Origin of the sequence: Streptomyces fungicidicus, assembly GCF_003665435.1 — a bacterium.
Lineage (GTDB): Bacteria > Actinomycetota > Actinomycetes > Streptomycetales > Streptomycetaceae > Streptomyces > Streptomyces fungicidicus.
In genome coordinates, this window is record NZ_CP023407.1 from 6,325,445 (window position 1) to 6,349,335 (window position 23,891).

General features: G+C 72.8%; 21 protein-coding genes. 15 read left to right on the top strand and 6 right to left on the bottom strand.

What is annotated here, in order from left to right; all coding sequences use genetic code 11:
• The first annotated feature begins 34 nt into the window (after positions 1-34).
• Genes CNQ36_RS28555 through CNQ36_RS28565 form a run of 3 tightly spaced genes read left to right on the top strand, consistent with a single transcriptional unit; the run spans position 35 to position 4,961 of the window.
• Positions 35-2,005: a beta-galactosidase gene (locus CNQ36_RS28555; RefSeq protein WP_121548088.1), complete on the top strand. Its 1,971-nt coding sequence runs from the start codon at positions 35-37 to the stop codon at positions 2,003-2,005.
• On the top strand, positions 2,002-4,212 hold the full coding sequence (locus tag CNQ36_RS28560; protein WP_121548089.1) for a glycosyl hydrolase family 95 catalytic domain-containing protein: 2,211 nt from the start codon (positions 2,002-2,004) through the stop codon (positions 4,210-4,212). The genes CNQ36_RS28555 and CNQ36_RS28560 overlap by 4 nt, the downstream gene beginning before the upstream one ends.
• Positions 4,213-4,247: 35 nt before the next feature.
• Positions 4,248-4,961: a glycoside hydrolase family 12 protein gene (locus tag CNQ36_RS28565; RefSeq protein WP_004924766.1), complete on the top strand. Its 714-nt coding sequence runs from the start codon at positions 4,248-4,250 to the stop codon at positions 4,959-4,961.
• A gap of 67 nt (positions 4,962-5,028) precedes the next feature.
• Here the strand turns inward: CNQ36_RS28565 and CNQ36_RS28570 are convergent, their stop codons facing one another.
• The 3 genes from CNQ36_RS28570 to CNQ36_RS28580 all read right to left on the bottom strand — a co-directional run bounded on the left by CNQ36_RS28570 (position 5,029) and on the right by CNQ36_RS28580 (position 8,105).
• A complete protein-coding gene (locus tag CNQ36_RS28570) occupies positions 5,029-6,039 on the bottom strand; it encodes a LacI family DNA-binding transcriptional regulator (RefSeq protein WP_121548090.1) in 1,011 nt (336 codons plus the stop codon).
• Between the two features lie 177 nt (positions 6,040-6,216).
• Positions 6,217-6,852 carry a response regulator gene (locus CNQ36_RS28575; protein WP_121548091.1) on the bottom strand — a complete coding sequence of 212 codons (636 nt, stop codon included), beginning with the start codon at positions 6,850-6,852 and terminating at the stop codon, positions 6,217-6,219.
• A complete protein-coding gene (locus CNQ36_RS28580) occupies positions 6,849-8,105 on the bottom strand; it encodes a sensor histidine kinase (RefSeq protein WP_121548092.1) in 1,257 nt (418 codons plus the stop codon). The genes CNQ36_RS28575 and CNQ36_RS28580 overlap by 4 nt, the downstream gene beginning before the upstream one ends.
• A gap of 169 nt (positions 8,106-8,274) precedes the next feature.
• Here CNQ36_RS28580 and CNQ36_RS28585 point away from each other — a divergent pair, with 169 nt between their 5' ends.
• The 9 genes from CNQ36_RS28585 (at position 8,275) to CNQ36_RS28625 (ending at position 19,529) form a co-directional block, all read left to right on the top strand.
• Positions 8,275-9,366: an ABC transporter permease gene (locus CNQ36_RS28585; RefSeq protein WP_121548093.1), complete on the top strand. Its 1,092-nt coding sequence runs from the start codon at positions 8,275-8,277 to the stop codon at positions 9,364-9,366.
• On the top strand, positions 9,363-10,046 hold the full coding sequence (locus CNQ36_RS28590; protein WP_121548094.1) for an ABC transporter ATP-binding protein: 684 nt from the start codon (positions 9,363-9,365) through the stop codon (positions 10,044-10,046). Before CNQ36_RS28585 ends, CNQ36_RS28590 begins: the two co-directional genes overlap by 4 nt.
• Positions 10,047-10,174: 128 nt before the next feature.
• Positions 10,175-12,115 (top strand): acyl-CoA dehydrogenase family protein, encoded by a 1,941-nt coding sequence (locus tag CNQ36_RS28595; RefSeq protein ID WP_040906045.1) that lies wholly within the window; start codon positions 10,175-10,177, stop codon positions 12,113-12,115.
• A 125-nt stretch (positions 12,116-12,240) separates the two neighbouring features.
• Positions 12,241-13,503, top strand: a complete 1,263-nt coding sequence (gene dxr, locus CNQ36_RS28600) for a 1-deoxy-D-xylulose-5-phosphate reductoisomerase (protein WP_004924758.1) — start codon at positions 12,241-12,243, stop codon at positions 13,501-13,503.
• An 8-nt stretch (positions 13,504-13,511) separates the two neighbouring features.
• Positions 13,512-14,804, top strand: a complete 1,293-nt coding sequence (locus CNQ36_RS28605) for a M50 family metallopeptidase (protein WP_004924757.1) — start codon at positions 13,512-13,514, stop codon at positions 14,802-14,804.
• Positions 14,805-15,012: 208 nt separating this feature from the next.
• Entirely contained in the window at positions 15,013-16,170 is a 1,158-nt protein-coding gene (gene ispG / locus CNQ36_RS28610; protein WP_121548095.1) for a flavodoxin-dependent (E)-4-hydroxy-3-methylbut-2-enyl-diphosphate synthase, read from the top strand.
• Between the two features lie 134 nt (positions 16,171-16,304).
• Positions 16,305-17,153 carry a GNAT family N-acetyltransferase gene (locus CNQ36_RS28615; protein WP_163013385.1) on the top strand — a complete coding sequence of 283 codons (849 nt, stop codon included), beginning with the start codon at positions 16,305-16,307 and terminating at the stop codon, positions 17,151-17,153.
• Positions 17,154-17,180: 27 nt separating this feature from the next.
• Complete coding sequence (locus tag CNQ36_RS28620) at positions 17,181-17,756, top strand: GNAT family N-acetyltransferase (protein WP_121548097.1); 576 nt, start codon at positions 17,181-17,183, stop codon at positions 17,754-17,756.
• Positions 17,757-17,828: 72 nt separating this feature from the next.
• Positions 17,829-19,529, top strand: coding sequence for a proline--tRNA ligase (locus tag CNQ36_RS28625; RefSeq protein ID WP_004924751.1), 1,701 nt, complete (start codon positions 17,829-17,831; stop codon positions 19,527-19,529).
• Between the two features lie 212 nt (positions 19,530-19,741).
• On the opposite strand, the gene CNQ36_RS28630 is transcribed toward CNQ36_RS28625, so the two are convergent.
• Genes CNQ36_RS28630 through CNQ36_RS28640 form a run of 3 tightly spaced genes read right to left on the bottom strand, consistent with a single transcriptional unit; the run spans position 19,742 to position 21,747 of the window.
• Positions 19,742-20,668 carry an aminoglycoside phosphotransferase family protein gene (locus CNQ36_RS28630; protein ID WP_121548098.1) on the bottom strand — a complete coding sequence of 309 codons (927 nt, stop codon included), beginning with the start codon at positions 20,666-20,668 and terminating at the stop codon, positions 19,742-19,744.
• A gap of 45 nt (positions 20,669-20,713) precedes the next feature.
• Positions 20,714-21,193 (bottom strand): ferritin-like domain-containing protein, encoded by a 480-nt coding sequence (locus CNQ36_RS28635; protein ID WP_121548099.1) that lies wholly within the window; start codon positions 21,191-21,193, stop codon positions 20,714-20,716.
• Positions 21,190-21,747, bottom strand: coding sequence for a hypothetical protein (locus CNQ36_RS28640; protein WP_121548100.1), 558 nt, complete (start codon positions 21,745-21,747; stop codon positions 21,190-21,192). The genes CNQ36_RS28635 and CNQ36_RS28640 overlap by 4 nt, the downstream gene beginning before the upstream one ends.
• A gap of 206 nt (positions 21,748-21,953) precedes the next feature.
• Between CNQ36_RS28640 and rimP the strand changes: the two genes are divergently transcribed.
• From rimP to CNQ36_RS28655, 3 genes are all read left to right on the top strand, one after another.
• Entirely contained in the window at positions 21,954-22,475 is a 522-nt protein-coding gene (gene rimP / locus CNQ36_RS28645) for a ribosome maturation factor RimP (RefSeq protein ID WP_121548101.1), read from the top strand.
• Positions 22,476-22,477: 2 nt separating this feature from the next.
• Positions 22,478-23,476, top strand: a complete 999-nt coding sequence (gene nusA, locus CNQ36_RS28650; protein ID WP_004924747.1) for a transcription termination factor NusA — start codon at positions 22,478-22,480, stop codon at positions 23,474-23,476.
• Between the two features lie 102 nt (positions 23,477-23,578).
• Positions 23,579-23,860: a YlxR family protein gene (locus CNQ36_RS28655; protein ID WP_004924746.1), complete on the top strand. Its 282-nt coding sequence runs from the start codon at positions 23,579-23,581 to the stop codon at positions 23,858-23,860.
• The last annotated feature ends 31 nt before the right edge of the window (positions 23,861-23,891 follow it).

A 23,891-nucleotide genomic window follows, 5' to 3' on the forward strand; every position in this document is an offset into this window, starting at 1 on the left:
GGTTTCTCCGCTCGCCCCTCGATGAGAGGTTCCCTTGCCCAGGCTCAGTGATGTGACCCGTGGTCGTCTTCTCTACGGCGGCGACTACAACCCCGAGCAGTGGCCCGAGGAGGTCTGGCACGAGGACGTCCGCCTGATGAAGGAGGCCGGCGTCAACTCCGTCACCCTCGGGGTGTTCTCGTGGTCGAAGCTCGAACCCCGTCCGGGAGAGCGGGACTTCGGCTGGCTGGACCGGCTGATGGACCTGATGCACGACAACGGCGTCGGCGTCGTCCTCGCCACCCCGACCGCCTCCCCGCCGCCCTGGATGGGCCACCTCCACCCCGACACCCTGCCCCGCGACGCGGACGGCCGGACCGAGTGGTGGGGCGGCCGGCAGCACTTCTCCCACTCCAGCGCCACCTACCGCCGTTACGCCGCCGCCCTCACCGAGGACCTGGCGGCCCGGTACGCCGGCCACCCGGCCCTCACCCTGTGGCACATCAACAACGAGTACTGCACCTACGACTGGGGAGACGAGGCCGCCGACCGCTTCCGGGCCTGGCTGCGCCACCGCTACGGCTCGCTGGACGCCCTCAACACCGCCTGGGGATCCGCCTTCTGGAGCCAGGGCTACGGCGACTGGGCCGAGGTGCTGCCGCCCCGCCACGCGCACTACCTGAAGAACCCCACCCAGGTGCTCGACTTCAAGCGCTTCACCTCCGACATGCTCCTGGAGTGCTACACCGCCGAACGTGACATCGTCCGCCGGCACACCCCGCACCTCCCGGTCACCACCAACTTCATGCCGCTGTGGGCGGGCCAGGACGCCTGGCGCTGGTCCGAGGAGGAGGACGTCGTCTCCGTCGACCTCTACCCCGACCCGCGCGACCCCGACGGCCCGCAGGCCGGCGCCCTGGTCCAGGACATGACCCGCTCCCAGGCGCGCGGCCCCTGGATGCTGATGGAGCAGGCCGCCGGACCGGTCAACTGGCGCCGGGTGAACCACCCCAAGCCGCGCGGCCTCAACCGCCTGTGGTCCCTCCAGGCCGTCGCCCGGGGCGCCGACGCCGTCTGCTACTTCCAGTGGCGCCAGTCCCGGCAGGGCGCGGAGAAGTTCCACTCCGGGATGGTCGGCCACGCCGGCGAGCGGGGACGCACGTACCAGGAGATCAAGGAGCTCGGCGCGGACCTGGCGCGGATCGCCCCGCACGTGGCGGGCGGCCAGGTCACCGCCGACGTCGCCGTGCTGCACGACTGGCACTCCTGGTGGGCCGGCGACCAGGAGGCCCGGCCCTCCCGCGAGGTCGACTATCCGGAGGTGCTGGGCGCCTGGCACCGCGCGCTCTGGGGGGCCGGCCTCACCACCGACTTCGCCCACCCCGGCCACGACCTGACCGGCTACCGGCTCGTCGTCGTCCCCCAGCTCTATCTGCTCACCGACCGGGCCGTCGACAACCTCCTCGAGTACGTACGCGGCGGCGGCACCCTCGTCTGCGGCTTCCTGACCGGCGTCGCCGACCAGGACGACCGGGTACGTCCCGGCGGCATGGACGCCCGGCTGCGCGAGCTGTTCGGCATCCGCACCCTGCACGAGTGGTGGCCCCTGGAGCCGGGGGAGACCGCCGAGTGCGGGGGAGGCCTGCGCGGCACCCTGTGGTCCGAGGAACTGGAACCGGACGGCACCGCCGACGAGACCGTCCCCTACCGGGGCGGGGAACTCGACGGACTGCCCGCCGTGCTCCGCAAGGGCCGCGCCTGGTACGTCTCCACGCTCCCCGAACCGGAGGCGCTGCGCGCGCTGCTGGGCCGCGCCGCCGCCGGCGCCGGCGTCCGGCCGGTACTCGACGGGCTCCCGGACGGGGTCGAGGCGGTCCGGCGCGGCGAGCTGCTGTTCCTGCTCAACCACGGCCGCGAGCCGGTGACCGCGGAGGTCCCGGGGACGCACCACGACCTGCTGACGGAGACGACCGTGACCGACCGCGTCACCCTGGGCCGCTACGGCGTGGCGGTGCTGAAGCCATGAGCACGGAGCCCGTCCACGGAACCTGGGAGCCACGGCCCGCCGCCCGCTGGGAGGACGCCTTCCTGACCGGCAACGGCCACCACGGCGCCCTCGTGTCCGGCGACCCGGACGACGACCGCACCGTCGTCACGCACCACACCCTCGTCCGTCCCGGCGAGGGCGACGACGGGCACCGGCTGCCACCCCGGCTGGCGGACCGGCTCCCGCTCCTCCAGGACCGTCTGCTGTCCGGCGACCGGGAAGCCGCGGAGGGCTTCACCGACGGCCGCCCGCTGCGGTGGGTGCGGGCCTTCCACCCCGCCTTCCAGGTCCGCCTGCGCCGCCCGGACGGCGTCCCGGACCCGGAGGGGTACCGCCGCACCCTCGACTTCACCACCGGCGTCGCGCAGGCCGCGGGCGCCGGCTGGACCAGCAGGGTCTTCGTCTCCCGCGCCGACGACGTGATCGTCCAGCACGTCACCGGACCGGGGCTCACCCTCGACGTCTCCCTGGACCACCGGCTCCCCGGCACCCCGACCGGTCTGGGCGTCGGCCACGGCGCCGTCCTCACCCCGGAGGGTGCGCTGCTGAGCCTGCGCGCCCGCTACCCCGGCAGCGACCTCGCCTGCACCGGCGTCACCCTGGTCGCCGTCACCGGCGGCCGCACCGCGCTCGCCCCGCCGGGCGTGCACGTCGAGGGCGCCCGGTCCGTGCTGCTGCTCACCCGGGTGCGACGGCACACCGGGGAGGCGGACGTGGTCGCCGAGGGCCGCGCCCTGCGCGAACTGCTCGGCGAGGACCCGCCCTCGTACGACGCTCTCCTCGACCGCCATCTCCCCCTGCACCGCACCGCCTACCGGCGCGTCACCCTCGACCTGGCCGCCGATCCCGGCGAACGCCTGCTGGCAGGCTCGGAGTTGCTCGCCCGGCCGCGCAGCGCCGCCCTGCTCGAACGGCTCTTCGCGGCCGGCCGCTACCATCTGCTGTCCTCCAGCGGCCTCTTCCCGCCCCGGCTCACCGGGCTGTGGACCGGTGACTGGGACACCGCATGGTCCGGCGCCTTCACCAACGACGCCAACCTCAACCTGCAGACCGCCTCAGCGGCCGCCGCGGCCCTCCCCGAGGTCACCGAGGCGCTGGCCTCCCTGATCCAGCGGCAGTTGCCCGACTGGCGGGACAACGCCCGCGCCGTCTTCGGCACCCGGGGAGTCGTCGCGCCCGCCCACAGCGACGGGGAGTCGGGGCACTCGTACCACTTCAGCCGCGAGTACCCGCTGCACCTGTGGACCGCCGGCGCCGACTGGCTGCTCAAGCCGCTCGTCGACCACGACGAGATCCACGGCGCACGCGACCCGCGCACCGCCGCCGCCCTCGCCGAAGTCGCGCTCTTCTACGAGGACTTCCTCACCCGCACCGACAGCGAGGGCCGGCTGGTCGTCGTCCCCTCCTACTCGCCCGAGAACCGACCCGCCAACGCGAGCTGGGGCACCGTCGACGCGGCCATGGACCTCTCCGCCGCCCGCCACGCCCTGCTCACCGCCGCCGCCTACCACCCGGAGCACGCCGACCGCTGGCGCGCCCTCGCCGACCGGCTGCCCCCGCACCGGATCAACGGCGACGGCGCGCTCGCCGAGTGGGCCCGGCCCGGCCTGGAGGACTCCTACGACCACCGCCACCTCAGCCACCTCTACGGCGTCTGGCCGCTGGACGAGATCACCCCCTACGACACCCCGGAGCTGGCCGCCGCCGCCCGTCGCGCCCTGGAACTGCGCGGCGCCGAGAACGACTCCGCGCACGGCCATCTGCACCACGCGCTGATCGCGGCCCGCCTGCGGGACGGCGAACGGGTCGCCCACGCGCTCGGCCAGGTCCTCGACGGCGACTTCTTCCACGCCTCCCTGATGAGCGCGCACTACCCCCACCGCCACGTCTACAACGCCGACGCCGCCCACACGCTGCCCGCCGTGATGATCGAGGCGCTCGTGCAGTCCACCCCCGACCGGCTGGTCCTGCTGCCGGCGCCCCTCCCCGCGTACCCGAGCGGCCGGCTGCACGGCATCCGCACCCGTTTCGGCGCGACGCTCGACCTCACCTGGTCCCCGGACGGCGCCACCGCCGTCCTCCGGCCCACCCGGACCCACCGCATCGACCTGTGGACTTCCGCCGGCGCCGAGCCGCTCGACCTGGTCGCCGGAGAAGACCGCGTCCTCACGCCGAAGGCGCGGTGACCGCCGCAATTCCCCCCACCCATGGAAGGAACACCATGGCAACAAGCACCTTGCGCAGGATCACCAAGGTCCTGCTGGCGCCCGCCCTCGCGCTCGGCGCGACGGTCGGACTGGCCTCCGCCCCCGCGCACGCCGCCGTCTGGAGCTCCTGCGACCAGTGGGGCAACACCGGCCTCAACGGCTACACCCTCTACAACAACATCTGGGGCTCCGGCGCCGGCGCCCAGTGCGTCTGGGCCAACTCCGGAACCAACTGGGGCGTGTGGGCCGACCACCCCAACACCGGCGGCATCAAGTCCTACCCGAACGCCAAGAAGGTGATCAACAAGCCGATCACCTCCCTCGCCTCGCTCACCAGCAGCTACAACGTCACCGTCCCGTCCTCGGGCGCGTACAACACCTCGTACGACATCTGGGACACGGACTACGACTACGAGATCATGCTCTGGGTCAACCACAACGGCGCCGTGGGCCCGCTCGGCACCTCCCAGGGCACGGTGAGCCTCGGCGGCCACACCTGGAACGTCTACAAGGGGAACAACGGCGCCAACGAGGTGTTCTCGTTCCTGCGCACCTCGGACTCGAACTCCGGCACCGTCAACATCCTCCCGGTCCTCAAGTGGATCAAGGACACCAAGGGCTGGATGGGCAACGAGACCATCGGCGACGTCCAGTTCGGCTACGAGATCACCTCGTCCGCCGGCGGACTGGACTTCCGCACCAACAACCTGACGGTGTCGGGCGGTTAGCCGAGGACACACCCGAGCCGCCCGCACCGGTGCCCGGTGCGGGCGGCCTCGTGCCGTACGGCGTGCGTCACTGCACCGGGGCCGGTCCCGAACTGGCCCGGACCGTCAGCTCGGGCGCGAGCAGGACGACCTCGTCGCCGCCCCGTCCCTCGAGCTTGGCCACCAGCTGCTCCACGGCGTGCCGGCCCATCTCCTGGGCGGGGATGGCGACCGACGTCAGCCGGACCGAGGCCTGCACGGCGACCTGCTCCGGGCAGACACCGACCACCGAGACGTCCTCCGGCACGGCCCGGCCCTGCTGCCGCAGCAGGGCGAGCAGCGGTTCCACCGCCGACTCGTTCTGCACCACGAAGCCCGTGGTGCCGGGCCGTTCGTCGAGGATCCGGGCGAGGGTCACGGCCATCGCGTCGTACCCGCCCTCGCACGGCCGGTGCAGCAGCCGCAGCCCCACCTCCCGCGCCCGGCCGCGCAGCCCGTCCAGGGTCCGCTCGGCGAAGCCGGTGTGGCGCTCGTAGACCGCCGGGGCCTCGCCGACGACGGCGATGTCGCGGTGCCCCCGCTCGGCGAGGTGCTCCACGCACAGCGCGCCGGTGGCCTTGAAGTCGAGGTCGACGCAGGTGAGCCCCGCGGTGTCGGCAGGCAGCCCGATCAGCACCGCGGGCCGGTCGGTCTCCCTCAGCAACGGCAGCCGCTCGTCGTCGAGTTCGACGTCCATGAGGATCATGCCGTCGGCGAGTCCGCTGCCCGCCACGCGGCGCACCGCGTCCGGTCCCTCCTCGCCGGTGAGCAGCAGCACGTCGTACCCGTGGGTGCGGGCCGTGGTGGCCACCGCGATGGCGATCTCCATCATCACCGGCACGTACATGTCCGTGCGCAGCGGCATCATCAGCGCGATGATGTTGGACCTGCTGCTGGCCAGGGCGCGGGCCCCGGCGTTCGGGTGGTACCCGAGCTCGCGGATGCTCCGCTCCACCCGCTGCCGGGTGTTCACCGAGATGGACCGCTTGCCGCTGAGGACATAGCTCACCGTGCTCGCGGAGACTCCGGCGTGCTGGGCGACCTCGGCGAGGGTGACCATCCGGTTCTCCAAGCTGTTGTGAAGCGCTTCGACGGTGCGCCAGAACGAATAGGGGTGGGTGAGGGTGGTTCGACAGTAGCCGCAGAGAAGGACGGGTGTCCATAGGCTGTCGAAGCGCTTCGACACCCTTCTTCGGGGCCTGGCGAGGGGAGGAACCGGCACCGGACGAATTGTCCCTCAGCGGCGGATGACGCCGAGCTCCAGGGCGGCGGCGACCGCGGCGGTGCGCGAGTCGACGCCGAGTTTGGCGTAGACGTGCGCCAGGTGGGACTTGACCGTGGCCCGGGTGAGCTGCAGCCGTGCGCTGATGCCCTGGTTGGACAGTCCCTCGGCGACCAGCGAGAGCACCTCCGTCTCGCGCCGGGTCAGCGCGGCGTGCGGTGCGCGCAGTCGGTTCATCAGCCGGTCGGCGACCGCCGGCGCGAGGGTGGTGCGTCCCGCGGCGGCGGTGCGCACGGCGGCGGCCAGTTCCTCGGGCGGGGCGTCCTTGAGCAGGTACCCGGTGGCCCCGGCCTCGATCGCCGGGAGGGTGTCGGCGTCGGTGTCGTAGGTGGTGACGACCAGCACGCGGGGCGCGCCGGGACGGGCGGTGATGGCGGCGGTGGCCTGCGATCCGTTCATGCCGCGGCCGAACTGCAGGTCCATCAGGACGACGTCGGACCCGCCGGCAGCGGCCAGCTCCACGGCCTCCTCGGCGGTGGCGGCCTCGGCGACGATGGCGAAGTCCGGCTCGGTCTCCAGCACCGCGCGCAGCCCCGCCCGCACCACCGGGTGGTCGTCGGCGATCAGGATGCGGATCGGGAGGCCGCTCACCGGTGTGCCTCGTTCCCGTCCGGGGCGCCGCGGCGCGGTCCGGGAGCGGCGGGGCGCTGTTCCCGGGCGTCTTCCCGCGCGTCGGAGGGGAACCACGCCGACACGGCGGTGCCGCGGCCCGGGGACGACTCCACGGCCAGGGTGCCGCCGAGCGAACGGGCCCGCGCCCGCATCGCGGCGATGCCGAACCCGCCGGCGGCCGGATCCGGCGCCGGAAGCCGCCCGGGGTCAAAACCGGCGCCGTCGTCGACGACGTCGAGCCGCACGCCGTCCTCCAGGTGGGCCAGGGTGACCTCGCCGGTGGCGGCCCCGGAGTGGCGGACGGTGTTGGACAGCGCGGACTGGGCGACGCGCAGCAGGGCCACCTCGAGGGCGGTCGGCAGGGCGCGGGGCGTGCCGGTGCGGCGGAAGGTCACGGCGACGCGGTGCTGGGCGCCGGTGGTGGCGCACAGCCGTTCCAGGGCGCCGGCCAGTGTGGTTCCGTCCAGCGCGGGCGGGGTGAGGGCGGCGACGAACCGGCGGGCCTCCGCGAGGTTGTCGACGGCCGCCCGCCGGGCCTGGACGACATGGGCGCCGGCCGCCTCTGGCCGGCCGGGCAGGGCGCGCTCGGCGGCGCGCAGCAGCAGCTGGATGCTGGACAGCCCCTGGGCGAGGGTGTCGTGGATCTCACGGGCCAGCCGCTCACGCTCGGCCAGGACGCCCGCGGTGTGCTGGGCGGCGGCCAGATCGGCGCGGGTGACGGTGAGCTCCTCGATCAGCCGGCGGCGCCGTTCGCTCTCCCGGTACAGGGCCTGGTACCCCCACACCACCGCGACGGCGACGGCCGCCCCGAGCGCGGGCCCGATGGCCACGGCGGGGGAGAACTCCCCGCGGTGCGCGGCGAACGCCGTGATCGCGGCGACGGCCGTGGCGGCGACCGCGAGCAGCCCGCCGCGCCGGGACAGCAGGTGCAGCTGGAGGAAGTACAGCGGGAACGCCAGCCACACCCCGTCCGGCGTCAGCGCCAGCAACAGCAGCCACACCGCGCCCAGCGCCGCGAGCCAGCACGCGGCGGCCCGGCGGGAGGCGGACACGGCCGGGGTGAGCGGTCCCACCGCGTAGACCCCCGCCAGCGCGGCGCCCGCACCGGTCACCGCGCCCGTGTCCGGCGCGTGCTCGGCCGACGCCCTGACGAGGGCCAGCGCGAGCAGGCCCGCGACGAGCAGGTGCAGAGACCGGGTGAGAGCCCGGCTGGTGGGAGTGAGGCCGTTCATCACCCACCAGCCTACGGAAAACCGTCCCTACCGGGCATCGATCAAAAGGTGGAGACGCGGACCGGTCCTTCGATTCGCAAAGCCCGCTCCCGGGGGCGATGCCCCCGCCCGGTGCCGGGCGCGACGGTGGGGGCACACCGTTTCACCGATCGAAGGGACAGGCCGGGGCATGTTCGTCGCCTGGAGGGACCTCACGTTCGCCAAGGGGCGCTTCGCCCTGATGGGCGCCGTCGTCGTGCTGATCACCCTGCTGGTCGGCCTCCTCTCGGGGCTGACCGCCGGGCTCGCCCGGCAGAACGTCTCCGCCGTCACCGGGCTGCCCGCCGACCGGCTCGCCTTCGCCGCCCCCGCCGGCGGCCAGGACCTCTCGTACGCCGACTCCGTCGTCACCGAGGCGCAGTGGCGGCACTGGGCGCGGGTTCCCGGAGTGACCCGCGCCGAGCCGCTCGGCATCACCACCACCCGGGCGAACGCCGGTGACCGCAGCGCCGGCGTCTCCGTCTTCGGCGTCCTGCCGGGCTCCCCGCTGGCCCCCGCCGGGGAGCGGGTGGAGGACGGCACGGTGGTGCTGTCGACCGCCGCGGCCGGGGAACTCGGCGTCGGCGAGGGCGACGCCGTCACCCTCGCCGGACGCGAGCTCACCGTCGCCGCGGCCCGCGGGGACGCCTCCTTCAGCCACACACCCGTCGTCTGGGCCTCCCTGGACACCTGGAGCGCCCTCGCCCCGCCCGCCGGCGCCCGCGACGGCGGTCCCACCGCGACCGTCATCGCCCTCGACACCGAGCGGGGCGCCGACCTCGCGGCCGGCGACCGGGCCGTCGGCACCAGGACCGTCACCAAGGACGACTCCCTGTCCGCGATCGGCTCCTACACCTCCGAGAACGGCTCCCTGCAGCTGATGCGCGGCTTCCTGTTCGCCATCTCCGCCCTGGTTGTCGGCGCCTTCTTCACCGTGTGGACCATCCAGCGCGGCGGCGACATCGCCGTCCTGAAGGCGCTGGGCGCCCCCACGCGCCGCCTGCTGGCGGACGCCCTCGGCCAGGCGCTGGTCCTGCTGACGGGCGGAACCCTGGCGGGCACCGCCGTCGCCGCCGCGGCCGGCGCCGCCCTCAGCGGCTCCGACATCCCCTTCGCCCTGACCCCCGCGACCGTACTGGTCCCCGCCGCCGTGACGATCGCCCTCGGCGCGCTCGGGGCCGCCCTCTCCGTCCGCCGCATCACCTCCGTGGACCCGCTGACCGCCCTGGGGAGCGCCCGATGAGCCTCGAACTGACCGACATCACCCTCACCTACCCCGACGGCGACACCCGTCTGACCGCCCTCGACCACGTCAGCCTGGACGTCCCCCGGGGCAGCGTCACGGCCGTGGTCGGGCCGTCCGGCTCCGGCAAGTCCAGCCTGCTCGCCGTCGCCGCCACCCTCGTCACCCCCGACTCCGGCACCGTCGCCGTCGACGGCACGCCGACCACCGGGCTGAGCCGGGGCGAGCTCGCCGCACTGCGCCGGCGCAGCATCGGCATCGTCTTCCAGCAGCCCAACCTGCTTCCCTCCCTCACCGCCGCCGAACAGCTCCAGGTCATGGCCGGGATCGACGGCCGCTCACCCGGCAGGGCGCGCGGCCGGGCCCTGGAACTGCTCGACGCCGTCGGCCTCGCCGACCAGGCCGGCCGCCGCCCGCACCAGCTGTCCGGCGGCCAGCGCCAGCGGGTGAACATCGCCCGCGCCCTGATGAACGACCCCACCGTCCTGCTGGTCGACGAACCCACCAGCGCCCTCGACCAGGAGCGCGGCGCCGCCGTGATGGACCTGCTGACCGGGCTCACCCACCGGCGGGCCACCGCCACCGTCCTGGTCACGCACGACCGTGCCCTGCTCACCGCCGTCGACCGGGTCGCGGAGGTCCACGACGGCCGTCTGGTCCTGTCCGCGCCCGCCCGCTGAGGCGGCGGGCTTATAGGCCGAACGGCCGCACGAAGGGTGGCGGGGCGACCGCGCATCGGGTACATACGAACGGGTAGCACCAGTCAGTAATGTAATGACACGATCCCATTCGCGGCGAGGTGAGCCTCATGTCCGCAGTACCCGAGTCTCCGTCCCGGCCCACGGTCACCGAACGTGAGGCCCGCGAGGTCGCGGAGGCAGCCAGGGAGCAGGACTGGCGCAAGCCCAGCTTCGCCAAGGAACTGTTCCTCGGCCGCTTCCGGCTCGACCTGATCCACCCCCACCCCCTTCCCGACGACGAGCACGTCCAGCGCGGGGAGGAGTTCCTCGCCAAGCTCCGCGACTTCTGCGAGACGAAGATCGACGGAGCCCGGATCGAGCGCGACGCGCTGATCCCCGACGAGGTGATCACCGGGCTCAAGGAGCTCGGCGCCTTCGGCATGAAGATCGACACCAAGTACGGCGGCCTGGGCCTCACCCAGGTGTACTACAACAAGGCCCTCGCCCTGGTCGGCTCCGCCAACCCGGCGATCGGCGCGCTGCTCTCCGCCCACCAGTCGATCGGCGTCCCGCAGCCGCTGAAGATCTTCGGCACGAAGGAGCAGAAGGAGACCTTCCTGCCGCGCTGCGCCCGCACCGACATCTCCGCCTTCCTGCTCACCGAGCCGGACGTCGGCTCGGACCCGGCCCGGCTTGCCACCACCGCCGTCCCCGAGGGCGACGACTACGTCCTCGACGGGGTGAAGCTGTGGACCACCAACGGGGTCGTCGCCGACCTCCTCGTGGTCATGGCGAGGGTGCCGAAGTCCGAGGGCCACCGGGGCGGCATCACCGCGTTCGTGGTCGAGGCGGCCTCCGAGGGCGTCACCGTCGAGAACCGCAACGCCTTCATGGGCCTGCGCGGCCTGGAGAACGGCGTCACCCGCTTCCACCGGGTCCGCGTCCCCGCCTCCCACCGCATCGGCGAGGAGGGCCAGGGCCTCAAGATCGCCCTCACCACCCTCAACACCGGCCGCCTGTCGCTTCCCGCGATGTGCGTCGGCTCCGGCAAGTGGTGCCTGAAGATCGCCCGCGAGTGGTCGGCGGCCCGCGAGCAGTGGGGCAAGCCGGTGGCGCTGCACGAGGCCGTCGGCTCCAAGATCGCTTTCATCGCCGCCACCACCTTCGCCCTCGAAGCCGTGGTCGACCTGTCCTCGCAGATGGCCGACGAGAACCGCAACGACATCCGCATCGAGGCCGCCCTCGCCAAGCTGTACGGCTCCGAGATGGCCTGGCTGATGGCCGACGAACTGGTCCAGATCCGCGGCGGACGCGGCTTCGAGACCGCCGCGTCCCTCAGCGCCCGCGGCGAACGGGCCGTACCGGCCGAGCAGATGCTGCGCGACCTGCGCATCAACCGCATCTTCGAGGGCTCCACCGAGATCATGCACCTGCTCATCGCCCGTGAGGCCGTCGACGCCCACCTCTCGGTCGCGGGCGATCTCATCGACCCCCGGAAGTCACTGGGCGACAAGGCCAGGGCGGGCGCCAACGCGGGCGTCTTCTACGCCAGATGGCTGCCGAAACTCGTCGCCGGACCGGGACAGCTGCCCGGCTCCTACGGCGAGTTCAAGCACGGCATCGACCTGTCCCCGCACCTGCGCTACGTCGAGCGCACCTCCCGCAAGCTGGCCCGCTCCACCTTCTACGCCATGTCCCGCTGGCAGGGGAAGATGGAGACCAAACAGGGCTTCCTGGGACGGATCGTCGACATCGGCGCCGAACTGTTCGCGATGAGCGCCGCCTGCGTCCGCGCGGAACTCCTGCGCGGCCGCGGCGAGAACGGCCGCGAGGCCTACCAGCTCGCCGACGTCTTCTGCCGCCAGGCCCGCGTCCGCGTCGAGGAGCTCTTCGGCCGGCTGTGGAACAACACCGACGACATCGACCGCAAGGTCGTCAAGGGCGTCCTCGCCGGCACGTACGAGTGGCTGGAGCAGGGCGTCATCGACCCCTCGGACGACGGCCCCTGGATCGCCGACGCCACCCCGGGCCCGTCCCGGCGTGACAACGCGCACCGGCCGATCCGCTGATCCGCGCGGACGGGAGGGGCCGGCCCGCGGAACCGGCCCCTCCCGCACCGGCGCCGCGCACGACACACCCCCGGGCCGCCGGGGCGGGGCCCCGGCGGTGCGCGCGACCCGACACAATGGGGTCCATGACCGACGCTCCAGCTCCCCTCGCCGACCCGCACCTGGTGTACGACCCCGTCGCGGGAGACGGCCCGAAGGACGTGGTGATCCTCGGCTCCACCGGGTCGATCGGCACCCAGGCCATCGACCTCGTGCTGCGCAACCCCGACCGCTTCCGGGTCACCGCCCTGTCCGCCAACGGCGGCCGGGTCGCCCTCCTCGCCGAGCAGGCCCGCCTGCTCCGGGTGCGCACGGTCGCCGTCGCCCGCGAGGACGTCGTACCGGCGCTGCGCGAGGCGCTGTCCGCGCAGTACGGGCCGGGGGAGCCGCTGCCCGAGATCCTGGCCGGGAAGGACGCGGCCACCCGGCTCGCCGCCTCCGACTGCCACACCGTCCTCAACGGCATCACCGGGTCCATCGGGCTCGCCCCGACCCTCGCCGCACTGGAGGCGGGCCGCACCCTCGCGCTCGCCAACAAGGAGTCGCTGATCGTCGGCGGCCCGCTGGTCAGGGCGCTGGCCGCGCCGGGTCAGATCATCCCGGTCGACTCCGAGCACGCCGCCCTCTTCCAGGCGCTGGCCGCCGGCACCCGGGCCGATGTGCGCAAGCTCGTCGTCACCGCCTCCGGCGGCCCCTTCCGCGGCCGCACCAGGGAACAGCTGGCGGACGTCACCGTCGAGGACGCCCTCGCCCACCCCACCTGGGCCATGGGCCCGGTCATCACGATCAACTCCGCGACCCTCGTCAACAAGGGTCTGGAGGTCATCGAGGCGCACCTGCTCTACGACATTCCCTTCGACCGCATTGAGGTCGTCGTGCACCCGCAGTCGTATGTCCACTCGATGGTTGAGTTCACGGACGGATCGACACTGGCGCAGGCGACGCCCCCCGACATGCGCGGGCCCATCGCCATCGGCCTCGGCTGGCCCGAACGGATTCCCGACGCCGCCCCGGTCTTCGACTGGAGCAAGGCGTCCACCTGGGAGTTCTTCCCCCTCGACAACGAGGCGTTCCCCTCGGTGAACCTCGCCCGGCACGTCGGCGAGCTCGCGGGAACCGCCCCGGCGGTGTTCAATGCCGCGAACGAGGAGTGCGTGGAGGCGTTCCGCGCCGGCGCGCTGCCCTTCAACGGGATCATGGAGACCGTCACCCGGGTGGTCGAGGAACACGGCACCCCGGCGACGGGAACCCCGCTGACCGTGTCGGACGTCCTCGAAGCGGAGACCTGGGCGCGCAAGCGGGCCCGGGAACTGACAGTCCGGACGGCGAGCGCGGAGGCGCGTGCATGACGACCCTGATGTTCATCCTCGGCATAGTCGTCTTCGCGGCCGGCCTGCTCTTCTCGATCGCCTGGCACGAACTGGGCCACCTGTCCACCGCCAAGCTGTTCGGCATCCGCGTGCCCCAGTACATGGTCGGCTTCGGACCGACCCTCTGGTCGCGGAACAGGGGCGAGACCGAGTACGGCGTCAAGGCGATCCCGTTCGGCGGCTACATCCGCATGATCGGCATGTTCCCGCCGGGCCCCGACGGCCGGCTGGAGGCCCGCTCCACCTCGCCGTGGCGGGGCATGATCGAGGACGCCCGCTCCGCCGCCTTCGAGGAGCTCAAGCCCGGCGACGACAAGCGGCTCTTCTACACGCGCAAGCCGTGGAAACGGGTCGTCGTGATGTTCGCCGGCCCGTTCATGAACCTGATCCTCGCGGTCGTCCTGTTCCTGACCGTGCTGATGGGCTTCGGCATCCAGCAGCAGACCACCACGGTCAGCTCGGTCTCCCCCTGCGTCATCTCGCAGAGCGAGAACCGCGACAAGTGCAAGGCCGCGGACCCCGAGTCCCCGGCCGAGGCGGCCGGCATGAAGGCCGGCGACCGGATCGTCGCCTTCGGCGGCGTCCGCACCGAGGACTGGGGCACGCTCTCCGACCTGATCCGCGACAGCGCAGGCAAGAGCGTGCCGATCGTCGTCGAGCGCGACGGCCGTGAGGTGACCCTCCAGGCGAAGATCGCCACCAACCTGGTCGCCAAGAAGGACGGCAACGGCGCCTACGTCGAGGACGAGTACGTCAAGGCCGGCTTCCTCGGCTTCAGCGCGGCCACCGGAGTGGTCAAACAGGACTTCGGCGACTCCGTGACCTGGATGACCGACCGGGTCGGCGACGCCGTCGACTCCCTCGCCGCACTGCCCTCCAAGGTCCCCGCCCTGTGGGACGCGGCCTTCGGCGACGGCCCCCGCGAACCCGACTCGCCGATGGGCGTCGTCGGCGCGGCCCGGGTCGGCGGCGAGATCGCCACCCTCGACATCCCCGCCTCGCAGCAGCTCGCCATGTTCGTGATGCTGCTCGCCGGCTTCAACCTCTCCCTGTTCCTGTTCAACATGCTCCCGCTGCTGCCGCTCGACGGCGGGCACATCGCGGGCGCCCTCTGGGAGTCGCTGCGCCGCAACCTCGCCAGGGTGCTGCGCCGTCCCGACCCCGGCCCGTTCGACGTGGCGAAACTGATGCCGGTGGCGTACGTGGTCGCCGGGGTCTTCGTCTGCTTCACGATCCTCGTCCTGATCGCGGACGTGGTGAACCCGATACGGATCTCGTAGTGCCCCTCGCCCCGGCCCCGGCCGGGGCCCGCGGACGACACCTTCCGTTCACGGCGGCCCGGAACCCTGTGGTTCCGGGCCGTCGCCCTTCGAGCGGGTTTACCGGCGCGATGTGCCCCGGCGTCGGCCATTGCCGTAATCTCGGAGCGCGGAGCCCGCTGCTCACGGGGAGCCGGACCTAGATCCACGACTTGGGGTTGCACAGCAGATGACTGCGATTTCTCTCGGCATGCCGTCCGTTCCGACCAAGCTCGCCGAGCGCCGGAAGACCCGGCAGATCCAGGTCGGGTCAGTGGCGGTGGGCGGGGACGCCCCCGTGTCCGTGCAGTCGATGACGACCACGCGTACGTCCGACATCGGGGCGACCCTCCAGCAGATCGCCGAGCTGACCGCCTCCGGGTGCCAGATCGTCCGGGTCGCCTGTCCCACCCAGGACGACGCCGACGCGCTCGCGACCATCGCCCGCAAGTCGCAGATCCCGGTGATCGCCGACATCCACTTCCAGCCCAAGTACGTCTTCGCCGCGATCGAGGCCGGCTGCGCGGCGGTCCGCGTGAACCCGGGCAACATCAAGCAGTTCGACGACAAGGTCAAGGAGATCGCCAAGGCGGCCAAGGACCACGGCACCCCGATCCGCATCGGCGTGAACGCCGGGTCCCTGGACCGGCGCCTGCTCCAGAAGTACGGCAAGGCGACCCCCGAGGCGCTGGCCGAGTCCGCCCTGTGGGAGGCGTCGCTCTTCGAGGAGCACGACTTCCGGGACATCAAGATCTCCGTCAAGCACAACGACCCGGTCGTGATGGTCGAGGCCTACCGCCAGCTCGCCGCCCAGTGCGACTACCCGCTGCACCTCGGCGTCACCGAGGCGGGCCCCGCCTTCCAGGGCACCATCAAGTCCGCCGTCGCCTTCGGGGCGCTGCTTTCGCAGGGCATCGGCGACACCATCCGGGTGTCGCTGTCCGCCCCGCCGGTCGAGGAGATCAAGGTCGGCATCCAGATCCTGGAGTCGCTGAACCTGCGTCAGCGCGGCCTGGAGATCGTCTCCTGCCCGTCCTGCGGCCGCGCCCAGGTCGACGTCTACAAGCTCGCCGAGGAGGTCACGGCCGGCCTGGAGGGCATGGAGGTCCCGCTGCGCGTCGCCGTCATGGGCTGCGTCGTCAACGGCCCCGGCGAGGCCCGCGAGGCCGACCTCGGCGTCGCCTCCGGCAACGGCAAGGGGCAGATCTTCGTGAAGGGCGAGGTCATCAAGACCGTCCCCGAGTCGAAGATCGTGGAGACGCTGATCGAGGAGGCGATGAAGATCGCCGAGCAGATGGAGAAGGACGGCGTGACGTCCGGCGAACCGCAGATCTCGGTGGCCGGCTGACGGACCGTCCGGAGGCCCGGGCGGAGCCGCCCGGGCCGCGGAGGAGGCCAAGCCGGGGTCCGGGGGCGGCGGCCCCCGGGATCCGCGGGTACAGTGCGGAAACCAGCAGACCCCCTTGTGTGAAGGCCCCGCACTTGTTGACGCAGACCACTTCCCGGGTCCTCGAACCGAGCGACCTGGACGCCGCCCTCGCGATACTCGACCGCGAGCCGGTCTCGAACGCCTTCGTGAAGGCCCGCGTCCAGATCGCGGGCCTCGACCCGTGGCGGCTCGGCGGCGAGATGTGGGGCTGGTACGAGGGGGGCGTCCTGACGTCCCTCTGCTACGCCGGCGCCAACCTGGTGCCCATCTGCGCCACCCCACGGGCCGTCCGCGCCTTCGCCGACCGCGCCCGCCGGGCGGGCCGCCGCTGCTCCTCCGTCGTCGGCCCGGCCGAGCCCACCGCCGCGCTCTGGCGGCTGCTCGAACCCCAGTGGGGCCCGGCCCGCGAGGTCCGCACCCACCAGCCCCTCATGGTCACCGACCGCGTGTCCGACGTCATAGCCCCGGACCCCCGCGTCCGCCGCGTCCGCAAGGACGAACTGCAGACGATCATGCCGGCGTGCGTGGCCATGTTCACCGAGGAGGTCGGCGTCTCCCCGCTGGCCGGCGACGGCGGCCTGCTCTACCAGGCCCGGGTCGCCGAGCTCGTCGGCGCCGGCCGCTCCTTCGCCCGCTTCGACGCCGACGGCAAGGTCGTCTTCAAGGCCGAGATCGGCGCCGCCACCGACCGGGCCTGCCAGATCCAGGGCGTCTGGGTGGCCCCCGAGCACCGGGGCAGGGGCATCGCCGCCCCCGGCATGGCCGCCGTCCTGCGCTACGCCCTGACGGACATCGCCCCCGTGGCCAGCCTCTACGTCAACGACTTCAACACGCCCGCCCGCAGGACGTACAAGAGGGTCGGCTTCCAGGAGGTCGGCGCCTTCATGAGCGTGCTGTTCTGAGCGGACGCGCCCTGTAGTCTCCCCGGCATGCTGCGCTTTCCCGGTCACGGCCGCCACCAGCCCGACGACATCGTGATCGGCCCCCTCGACCTGCCCGGCCACGTCGACGAGGCGCTGGCGGTGCAGGCCGTGGCGTTCGGGCTCGGCCCCGACGAGGTGGCCGTACGCCGGCAGATCGTGCTGCGCCACATGACCTTCCCCGGCGCCCGGGCCTTCGGCGCCACCGTCAAGGGCCGCCTCGTCGGCTTCGTCTACGGCATGCCCAACGACCGCGCCCACTGGTGGTCCACCGTCGTCGAGCCCTATCTGCGCGCCCGGGGCCACGACGACTGGCTCGACGACTCCTTCGTCATCACCGAGCTGCACGTCCACCCCCGGTACCAGAAGCACGGCATCGGCCGCGCCCTGATCACCACCATCACCGACGGCGCCGACCAGCCCCGCTCGATCCTCTCCGCGATCGACGTCGACAGCCCCGCCCGCCACCTCTACCGCTCGCTCGGCTACCAGGACCTCGCCCGCCAGGTGAACTTCCCCAGCGCCGCCAAGCCCTACGCCGTCATGGGCGCCCCGCTGCCCCTGCTTCGCGCGGACAGCCGATAACCGATTTCCGCCGCCCCGTCCCGCCCGGCTAACCTCCTGTCATCACCCAGACGCAGCAGGAGTACGTAAACCATGGCGAACGCACCGGTCCAGCGCATGTCCCAGTTGATGGCGAAGACGCTGCGCGACGACCCGGCGGACGCCGAGGTCCTCAGCCACAAGCTGCTGGTCCGCGCGGGCTATGTCCGCCGTACCGCCGCCGGCATCTGGACGTGGCTGCCCCTCGGCAAGAAGGTCCTGGCCAACGTCGAGCGCATCGTCCGCGAGGAGATGGACGCCATCGGCGCCCAGGAGGTCCTGCTCCCCGCCCTGCTGCCGCGTGAGCCCTACGAGGCGACCGGCCGCTGGGACGAGTACGGCCCCGAGCTGTTCCGCCTCCAGGACCGCAAGGGCGGCGACTACCTCCTCGGCCCCACCCACGAGGAGATCTTCACGCTGATGGTGAAGGACCAGGCGTCCTCCTACAAGGACCTGCCGGTGATCCTCTACCAGATCCAGAGCAAGTACCGGGACGAGGCCCGCCCCCGGGCCGGCATCCTGCGCGGCCGCGAGTTCCTGATGAAGGACTCCTACTCCTTCGACCTTGAGGACGAGGGGCTGGCGAAGTCGTACGCCCTGCACCGCGCGGCCTACCAGAAGGTCTTCGAGCGCCTCGGCCTGGACTACCGCATCTGCGCGGCCACCGCCGGCGCCATGGGCGGCTCCAAGTCCGAGGAGTTCCTCGCCCCCGCCGAGGCCGGCGAGGACACCTTCGCGGACTGCCCGAACTGCGACTTCGCCGCCAACACCGAGGCGATCTCCTACGAGCTGAAGCCGGTCGACGCCACCGCTGTCCCGGCCGCCGAGGACATCCCCACCCCCGACACCCCGACCATCGAGACCCTCGCCGCTTCGCTCGGCGTGCCGGCCTCGGCCACGCTGAAGAACCTGCTGGTCAAGGTCGACGGCGAGATCGTCGCGGTGGGCGTCCCCGGTGACCGTGAGGTCGACATGGGCAAGGTCGAGGCGCACTTCGCCCCGGCCACCGTGGAGATGGTCACCGAGGCGGACTTCGCCACCCGTCCCGACCTGGTGCGCGGCTACGTCGGCCCGCAGGGCCTGGACAAGGTGACGTACATCGCCGACCCGCGCGTGGCGCCGGGCACCGCCTGGATCACGGGCGCCAACAAGGCCGGCACGCACACGAAGAACGTGGTCGCCGGCCGGGACTTCGAGGCCGACGCGTACGTCGACGTGGTCGTGGTGCAGGAAGGCGACCCCTGCCCGAAGTGCGGCACGGGACTGCGCCTGGACCGCGCCATCGAGATCGGCCACATCTTCCAGCTGGGCCGCAAGTACGCCGACGCCCTCAAGCTCGACGTCCTCGGCCAGAACGGCAAGCCGGTCCGCGTCACCATGGGCTCCTACGGCATCGGCGTCTCCCGCGCGGTGGCGGCGCTCGCCGAGCAGACCGCCGACGACAAGGGGCTGTGCTGGCCCGCGGAGGTCGCCCCGGCCGACGTCCACGTGGTCGCCGCGGGCAAGGCGCTGCAGACGGAGCTCGCGCTCGAGGTCTCCGAGAAGCTGTCCGCCGCCGGTCTGCGGGTCCTGGTCGACGACCGTCCGGGAGTCTCCCCGGGTGTGAAGTTCACCGACTCGGAGCTGATCGGCGTCCCGCAGATCCTGGTCGCGGGCCGCCGCGCCGCGGAGGGCGTCGTCGAGCTCAAGGACCGCCGCACGGGCGAGCGCGAGGAGCTGACCATCGAAGAAGCCCTCACCCGCCTCACCCCCTGACCGCCTGGGCCCACCACCACAGGTGGTGGGCCCCGCCGCAGCTGCGGGCACCCCCGCCGCAGCTGCGGGCAGTCGTGCCGCATGGGCGGTGGGGGCACCTCCCGCTCGAGCGAAGCCGAGAGTGGGGGAGGGTGGGCGCAGCGGCACCCGGCAGGCGCCGGCTCGCTCCGCCTTCCCCGCCCGGCGTCAACGCGCTGCCCAGCAAGACACCCTCAGAGCCAGCCGGCGAACTCCAGCAGGAGTTCCGCGTCCCGCTCCCGCCCCACACGCCGCGCCCGCACCCCCGACTCCACCGCCCGGAACAGCGTCCACCCGGCCAGCCGCTCCCGGTCGACCTCCAGCGACTCCGCGAGCCGCTTCACCCGCCGCCGCGTAGTCGTGGCCCCCGCCGGCTGGGCGATCAGATCCTCCACCCGATCTCGCACCAGCCGCGCGAGATCGAACGCCTGCTCCCCGACCACCGGGTCCGGCCCCACCGCCAGCCACGGCATCCGCTCCCCGCTCAGCACCTTGCTCTGCCGGAACGTGCCGTGCAGCAGACGCCGCTCGGGCGGCGCCGCCACCAGTTCCTCCCGGGCCGCCAGCGCCGCCTCCACCAGCGGCGCCACCTCCGGGTCGGCGTCCGCGCTCGCACGCATCGCCCGCGCCTGCCGCCCCGTCCGCTCGGCCACCGTCTCGAAGTCGTGCCCGTCCGGCGGGTCCACCCACAGCCGGCGCAGCGTCCCCGCCGCCTCCAGCAACGCCTTCGCCTCCGGCAACGACCGCACCGAGACATCCGGATGCAGCCGTTCCAGCAGCAGCACGCCCTCGGTTCCGGCCCCGGCCCCAGTCCCGGAGGAAGCCGGCGGCTCCAGCAACTGGACCGCTCCCCGCCCGTCCCAGTGGGCCAGCGCCGCCCGCTCGCTCTCCGGGCGCGCCCGGCGCGGCGCCAGCTTCAGCACCGCGGGCGTCCCGTCGGCCGTCCGCACCAGCACCACCAGGCTGCTGCGCCCGCCCGGCACCTGCACCCGCTCCACGGTCAACTCGCGCCGTGCGACGGCCTCCTGCGCCGCCTCCGGCAGCCTCTCCAGCCAGTCGTCACCCTCGGGGGCCGTCTCACCGAGCGCCCTCACCAGACGCTGCGGCGGTGCGAAAACCATGCGCGAGTCGTTCCCTTCCTGCTCCCAGCGGTGCCTGCCGCCCTGTCACGTCGTCGGCGCCGGGCTCCCCGAAGCCGGACCGCCCCGCTCGGCGAGCCCAGGGAAGGCTACGCTCCGGCTGCTCCAGCGCACCGACCGCACCGCCGCCTCCCGCATCGCGTCGGCCGCCTCCCGGCGCCGTTCGCCCGTGCCGGCACGCACCAGGTCGCCGTACACCCCGGCCACCCGGTCCTCCAGCTCCGCCGCCAGCCGGACCGCCGCCGCAGCGTCAGGCACCTGGAACGGCAGCGCGTACCCCGCGGCGGCCGCCACCGGCTCGCCGCCCACGTCCTTCACCGCGCGCACCAGCGCGTCCCTGCGCGCCCGGTGCGCGTCGTACGCCGTACGCGCCTCGGGGCGCCGGTCCTTGCCGATCCGCCCGCCGACGACCCCGTAGCCGTACACCGCGGCGTGCTCCGCGGCCAGCGCCGCCTGCAGGGCCCGCAGTTCCCGGTCCTTCGCCTCGCGCGCCTCACTCACCGTCATGCCTCCGTCAGCAGATACACATGCGCCGCGCCGGCCGCCGCGACCGAGGCCAGCAGCCGCGCCAGCTCACCCGGCGCGTCCAGCAGCGCCTTCACGCGCCGGTCGGCGATCTCCCGCTCTGCGGCCGCCAGTTCGGCGAGGGCGTCCTTCGGCTTCGCGGGCACCGCGGCCGGGGAGGCGCTCGGGCCCGCCTTCCCGGAACCCGGCGTCCCGGAAGCGGAAGCGGAAGCGGAAGCGGAGGGCGACGGCGAGGAATCCGCCGTGCCCCCGAACGCCTCCGCATGCCGCACGACCTCCGCGCGCAGCGGCCGCAGCCGCTCCGCCAGCTTCGGGTGCGCGGCCACGACGGCGTCGTACCGCGCGACCAGCTCCCCGCTGTCCCGGGCCGCACGCGCGCGGGCCCGGTCGGCGGCCGAAGGGCGGCTGCCGCCGCCGGCCCCGGAGTCCCCGGGCCCTGCGGAACAGCCCGCCACCAGAAGGGCCGCGGGGGCGACGGCGAGCAGACTCCTTCTGCGCGGCCCCGAACGGGCGCGCGGAGACGGGGGGAACGACACGGCACACGTCCTCGGGGGGTTCGTACGAACGCAGCGACGAAAAGGGAGGGCCGGGGCCCGTGATCACGGTACCCGTGAGCCCGCCCGGTGGCGCTCAGCGGCACCCTGTGTGACCGGTGGACAGCAACACCCTCCGCGACCGGATACCCTTTGACCAGACACGCGCACCGTCCCACAACAGCACACGCGGCCGAGGAGTCACCCGGATGAGCACCACCCAGAGCGAGAGGCTTCGAGCACTTCTGGAACCGCTCGTCAGCTCCCAGGGCCTGGATCTCGAAGAGATCGCCGTGGACTCGGTCGGCCGCAAGCGTGTGCTGCGCGTCGTCGTCGACTCCGACACCGGAGCGGACCTGGACCGGATCGCCGATGTGAGCCGCGCGCTCTCGGCGAAGCTCGACGAGACCGACGCGATGGGCAGCGCGGAGTACACCCTCGAGGTCGGAACCCCGGGCGCGGAGCGCCTCCTGACCGAGCACCGGCACTACGTGCGCGCCACCGGCCGCCTGGTGCGGTTCCAGCTGGCCGAGGGCGGCGAACTGGACGCGAGGATCCTGCGGGCCGACGACGAGGGACTCGACCTCGAGGTGCCCGGAGTGAAGGGCCGCAAGGCCACCGCGCGCAGACTCGCCTTCGACGACATCACCAGGGCGCGCGTCCAGGTCGAGTTCAACCGCAAGGACGACGCGTCCGACAAGAAGAACGACGAGAAGGAAGAGGAGGCGTAATCGTGGACATCGACATGAGTGCTCTTCGGCTCTTGGTACGGGAGAAGGAGATCTCCCTCGAACTGCTGGTCGAGGCGATCGAATCGGCCCTCCTCATCGCCTACCACCGCACCGAGGGAAGCCGCCGGCACGCGCGCGTGGAGCTCAACCGGGAGACCGGACATGTGACCGTGTGGGCGAAGGAGGACCCCGAGGACCTCGAGGAGGGCCAGGAGGCCCGCGAGTTCGACGACACCCCGTCCGGCTTCGGCCGTATCGCCGCCACCACGGCCAAGCAGGTCATCCTGCAGCGCCTGCGCGACGCCGAGGACGACGCGACGCTCGGCGAGTACGCCGGCCGCGAGGGCGACATCGTCACCGGCGTGGTCCAGCAGGGCCGCGACCCGAAGAACGTGCTGGTCGACATCGGCAAGCTGGAGGCCATCCTGCCGGTGCAGGAGCAGGTCCCCGGCGAGACCTACCCGCACGGCATGCGGCTGCGGTCGTACGTCGTCCGGGTGGCCAAGGGCGTCCGCGGCCCGTCCGTGACGCTGTCGCGCACGCACCCCAACCTGGTGAAGAAGCTGTTCGCCCTCGAGGTGCCGGAGATCGCCGACGGCTCCGTGGAGATCTCCGCGATCGCCCGTGAGGCCGGTCACCGCACGAAGATCGCCGTCCGTTCCACCCGGTCGGGCCTGAACGCCAAGGGAGCCTGCATCGGCCCCATGGGAGGCCGGGTGCGCAACGTGATGGGTGAACTGAACGGCGAGAAGATCGACATCGTCGACTGGTCCGACGACCCGGCCGAGATGGTGGCGAACGCCCTGTCGCCGGCCCGGGTCTCCCGGGTGGACATCGTCGACATGGCCGCCCGGTCCGCCCGGGTGACCGTGCCGGACTACCAGCTGTCCCTGGCGATCGGCAAGGAGGGGCAGAACGCCCGCCTCGCCGCCCGTCTGACCGGCTGGCGTATCGACATCCGGCCGGACACCGAGCAGTCCGGGGACCAGGCCGGGGAATAGATCCAAGCCGCGCGTCGCTGAGATCACGACAGCTTCACGCGCGGCGAGTGTTCGATTCTTGCCCCCAGGGGGTGAGGTCGGTCCGGGGAGGTAGACTGAGGAGTGTCTGGCCGGACACGTGCTGGCGTATGCCCTGAGCGCACTTGCGTGGGGTGCCGGGAGCGAGCGGTCAAGAGCGAGCTGCTGCGGATCGTGGTGATCGAGGACGCGTGCGTCCCTGATCCTCGCGGTACGCTTCCCGGCCGGGGTGCGTACGTACACCCCGCCCCGGTCTGTCTCGACCAGGCAGTGCGCCGCAGGGCGTTCCCGCGGGCGCTCCGCGTCCCGGGACCGCTCGACGTAAAGGCGTTGCGCCACTACGTCGAGCAGGCACAAGGTTGCTGAGCAGCGGCTTTTCGCCGACTGGACAGGCAAC

What these genes read in the sequence shown, in the direction of transcription:
- CNQ36_RS28570 (WP_121548090.1), bottom strand. Translation starts at nt 6,039, where the DNA reads ATGGTCACCCTCGCCGAGGTCGCCCAGCACGCCGGAGTCTCCGCGAGC.
- CNQ36_RS28580 (WP_121548092.1), bottom strand. Translation starts at nt 8,105, where the DNA reads ATGAACGGCCTCACTCCCACCAGCCGGGCTCTCACCCGGTCTCTGCAC.
- CNQ36_RS28620 (WP_121548097.1), top strand. Translation starts at nt 17,181, where the DNA reads ATGCTGCGCTTTCCCGGTCACGGCCGCCACCAGCCCGACGACATCGTG.
- CNQ36_RS28590 (WP_121548094.1), top strand. Translation starts at nt 9,363, where the DNA reads ATGAGCCTCGAACTGACCGACATCACCCTCACCTACCCCGACGGCGAC.
- ispG (WP_121548095.1), top strand. Translation starts at nt 15,013, where the DNA reads ATGACTGCGATTTCTCTCGGCATGCCGTCCGTTCCGACCAAGCTCGCC.
- CNQ36_RS28605 (WP_004924757.1), top strand. Translation starts at nt 13,512, where the DNA reads ATGTTCATCCTCGGCATAGTCGTCTTCGCGGCCGGCCTGCTCTTCTCG.
- CNQ36_RS28585 (WP_121548093.1), top strand. Translation starts at nt 8,275, where the DNA reads ATGTTCGTCGCCTGGAGGGACCTCACGTTCGCCAAGGGGCGCTTCGCC.
- dxr (WP_004924758.1), top strand. Translation starts at nt 12,241, where the DNA reads ATGACCGACGCTCCAGCTCCCCTCGCCGACCCGCACCTGGTGTACGAC.
- CNQ36_RS28625 (WP_004924751.1), top strand. Translation starts at nt 17,829, where the DNA reads ATGGCGAACGCACCGGTCCAGCGCATGTCCCAGTTGATGGCGAAGACG.
- CNQ36_RS28635 (WP_121548099.1), bottom strand. Translation starts at nt 21,193, where the DNA reads ATGACGGTGAGTGAGGCGCGCGAGGCGAAGGACCGGGAACTGCGGGCC.
- CNQ36_RS28630 (WP_121548098.1), bottom strand. Translation starts at nt 20,668, where the DNA reads ATGGTTTTCGCACCGCCGCAGCGTCTGGTGAGGGCGCTCGGTGAGACG.
- CNQ36_RS28565 (WP_004924766.1), top strand. Translation starts at nt 4,248, where the DNA reads ATGGCAACAAGCACCTTGCGCAGGATCACCAAGGTCCTGCTGGCGCCC.
- rimP (WP_121548101.1), top strand. Translation starts at nt 21,954, where the DNA reads ATGAGCACCACCCAGAGCGAGAGGCTTCGAGCACTTCTGGAACCGCTC.
- CNQ36_RS28560 (WP_121548089.1), top strand. Translation starts at nt 2,002, where the DNA reads ATGAGCACGGAGCCCGTCCACGGAACCTGGGAGCCACGGCCCGCCGCC.
- CNQ36_RS28595 (WP_040906045.1), top strand. Translation starts at nt 10,175, where the DNA reads ATGTCCGCAGTACCCGAGTCTCCGTCCCGGCCCACGGTCACCGAACGT.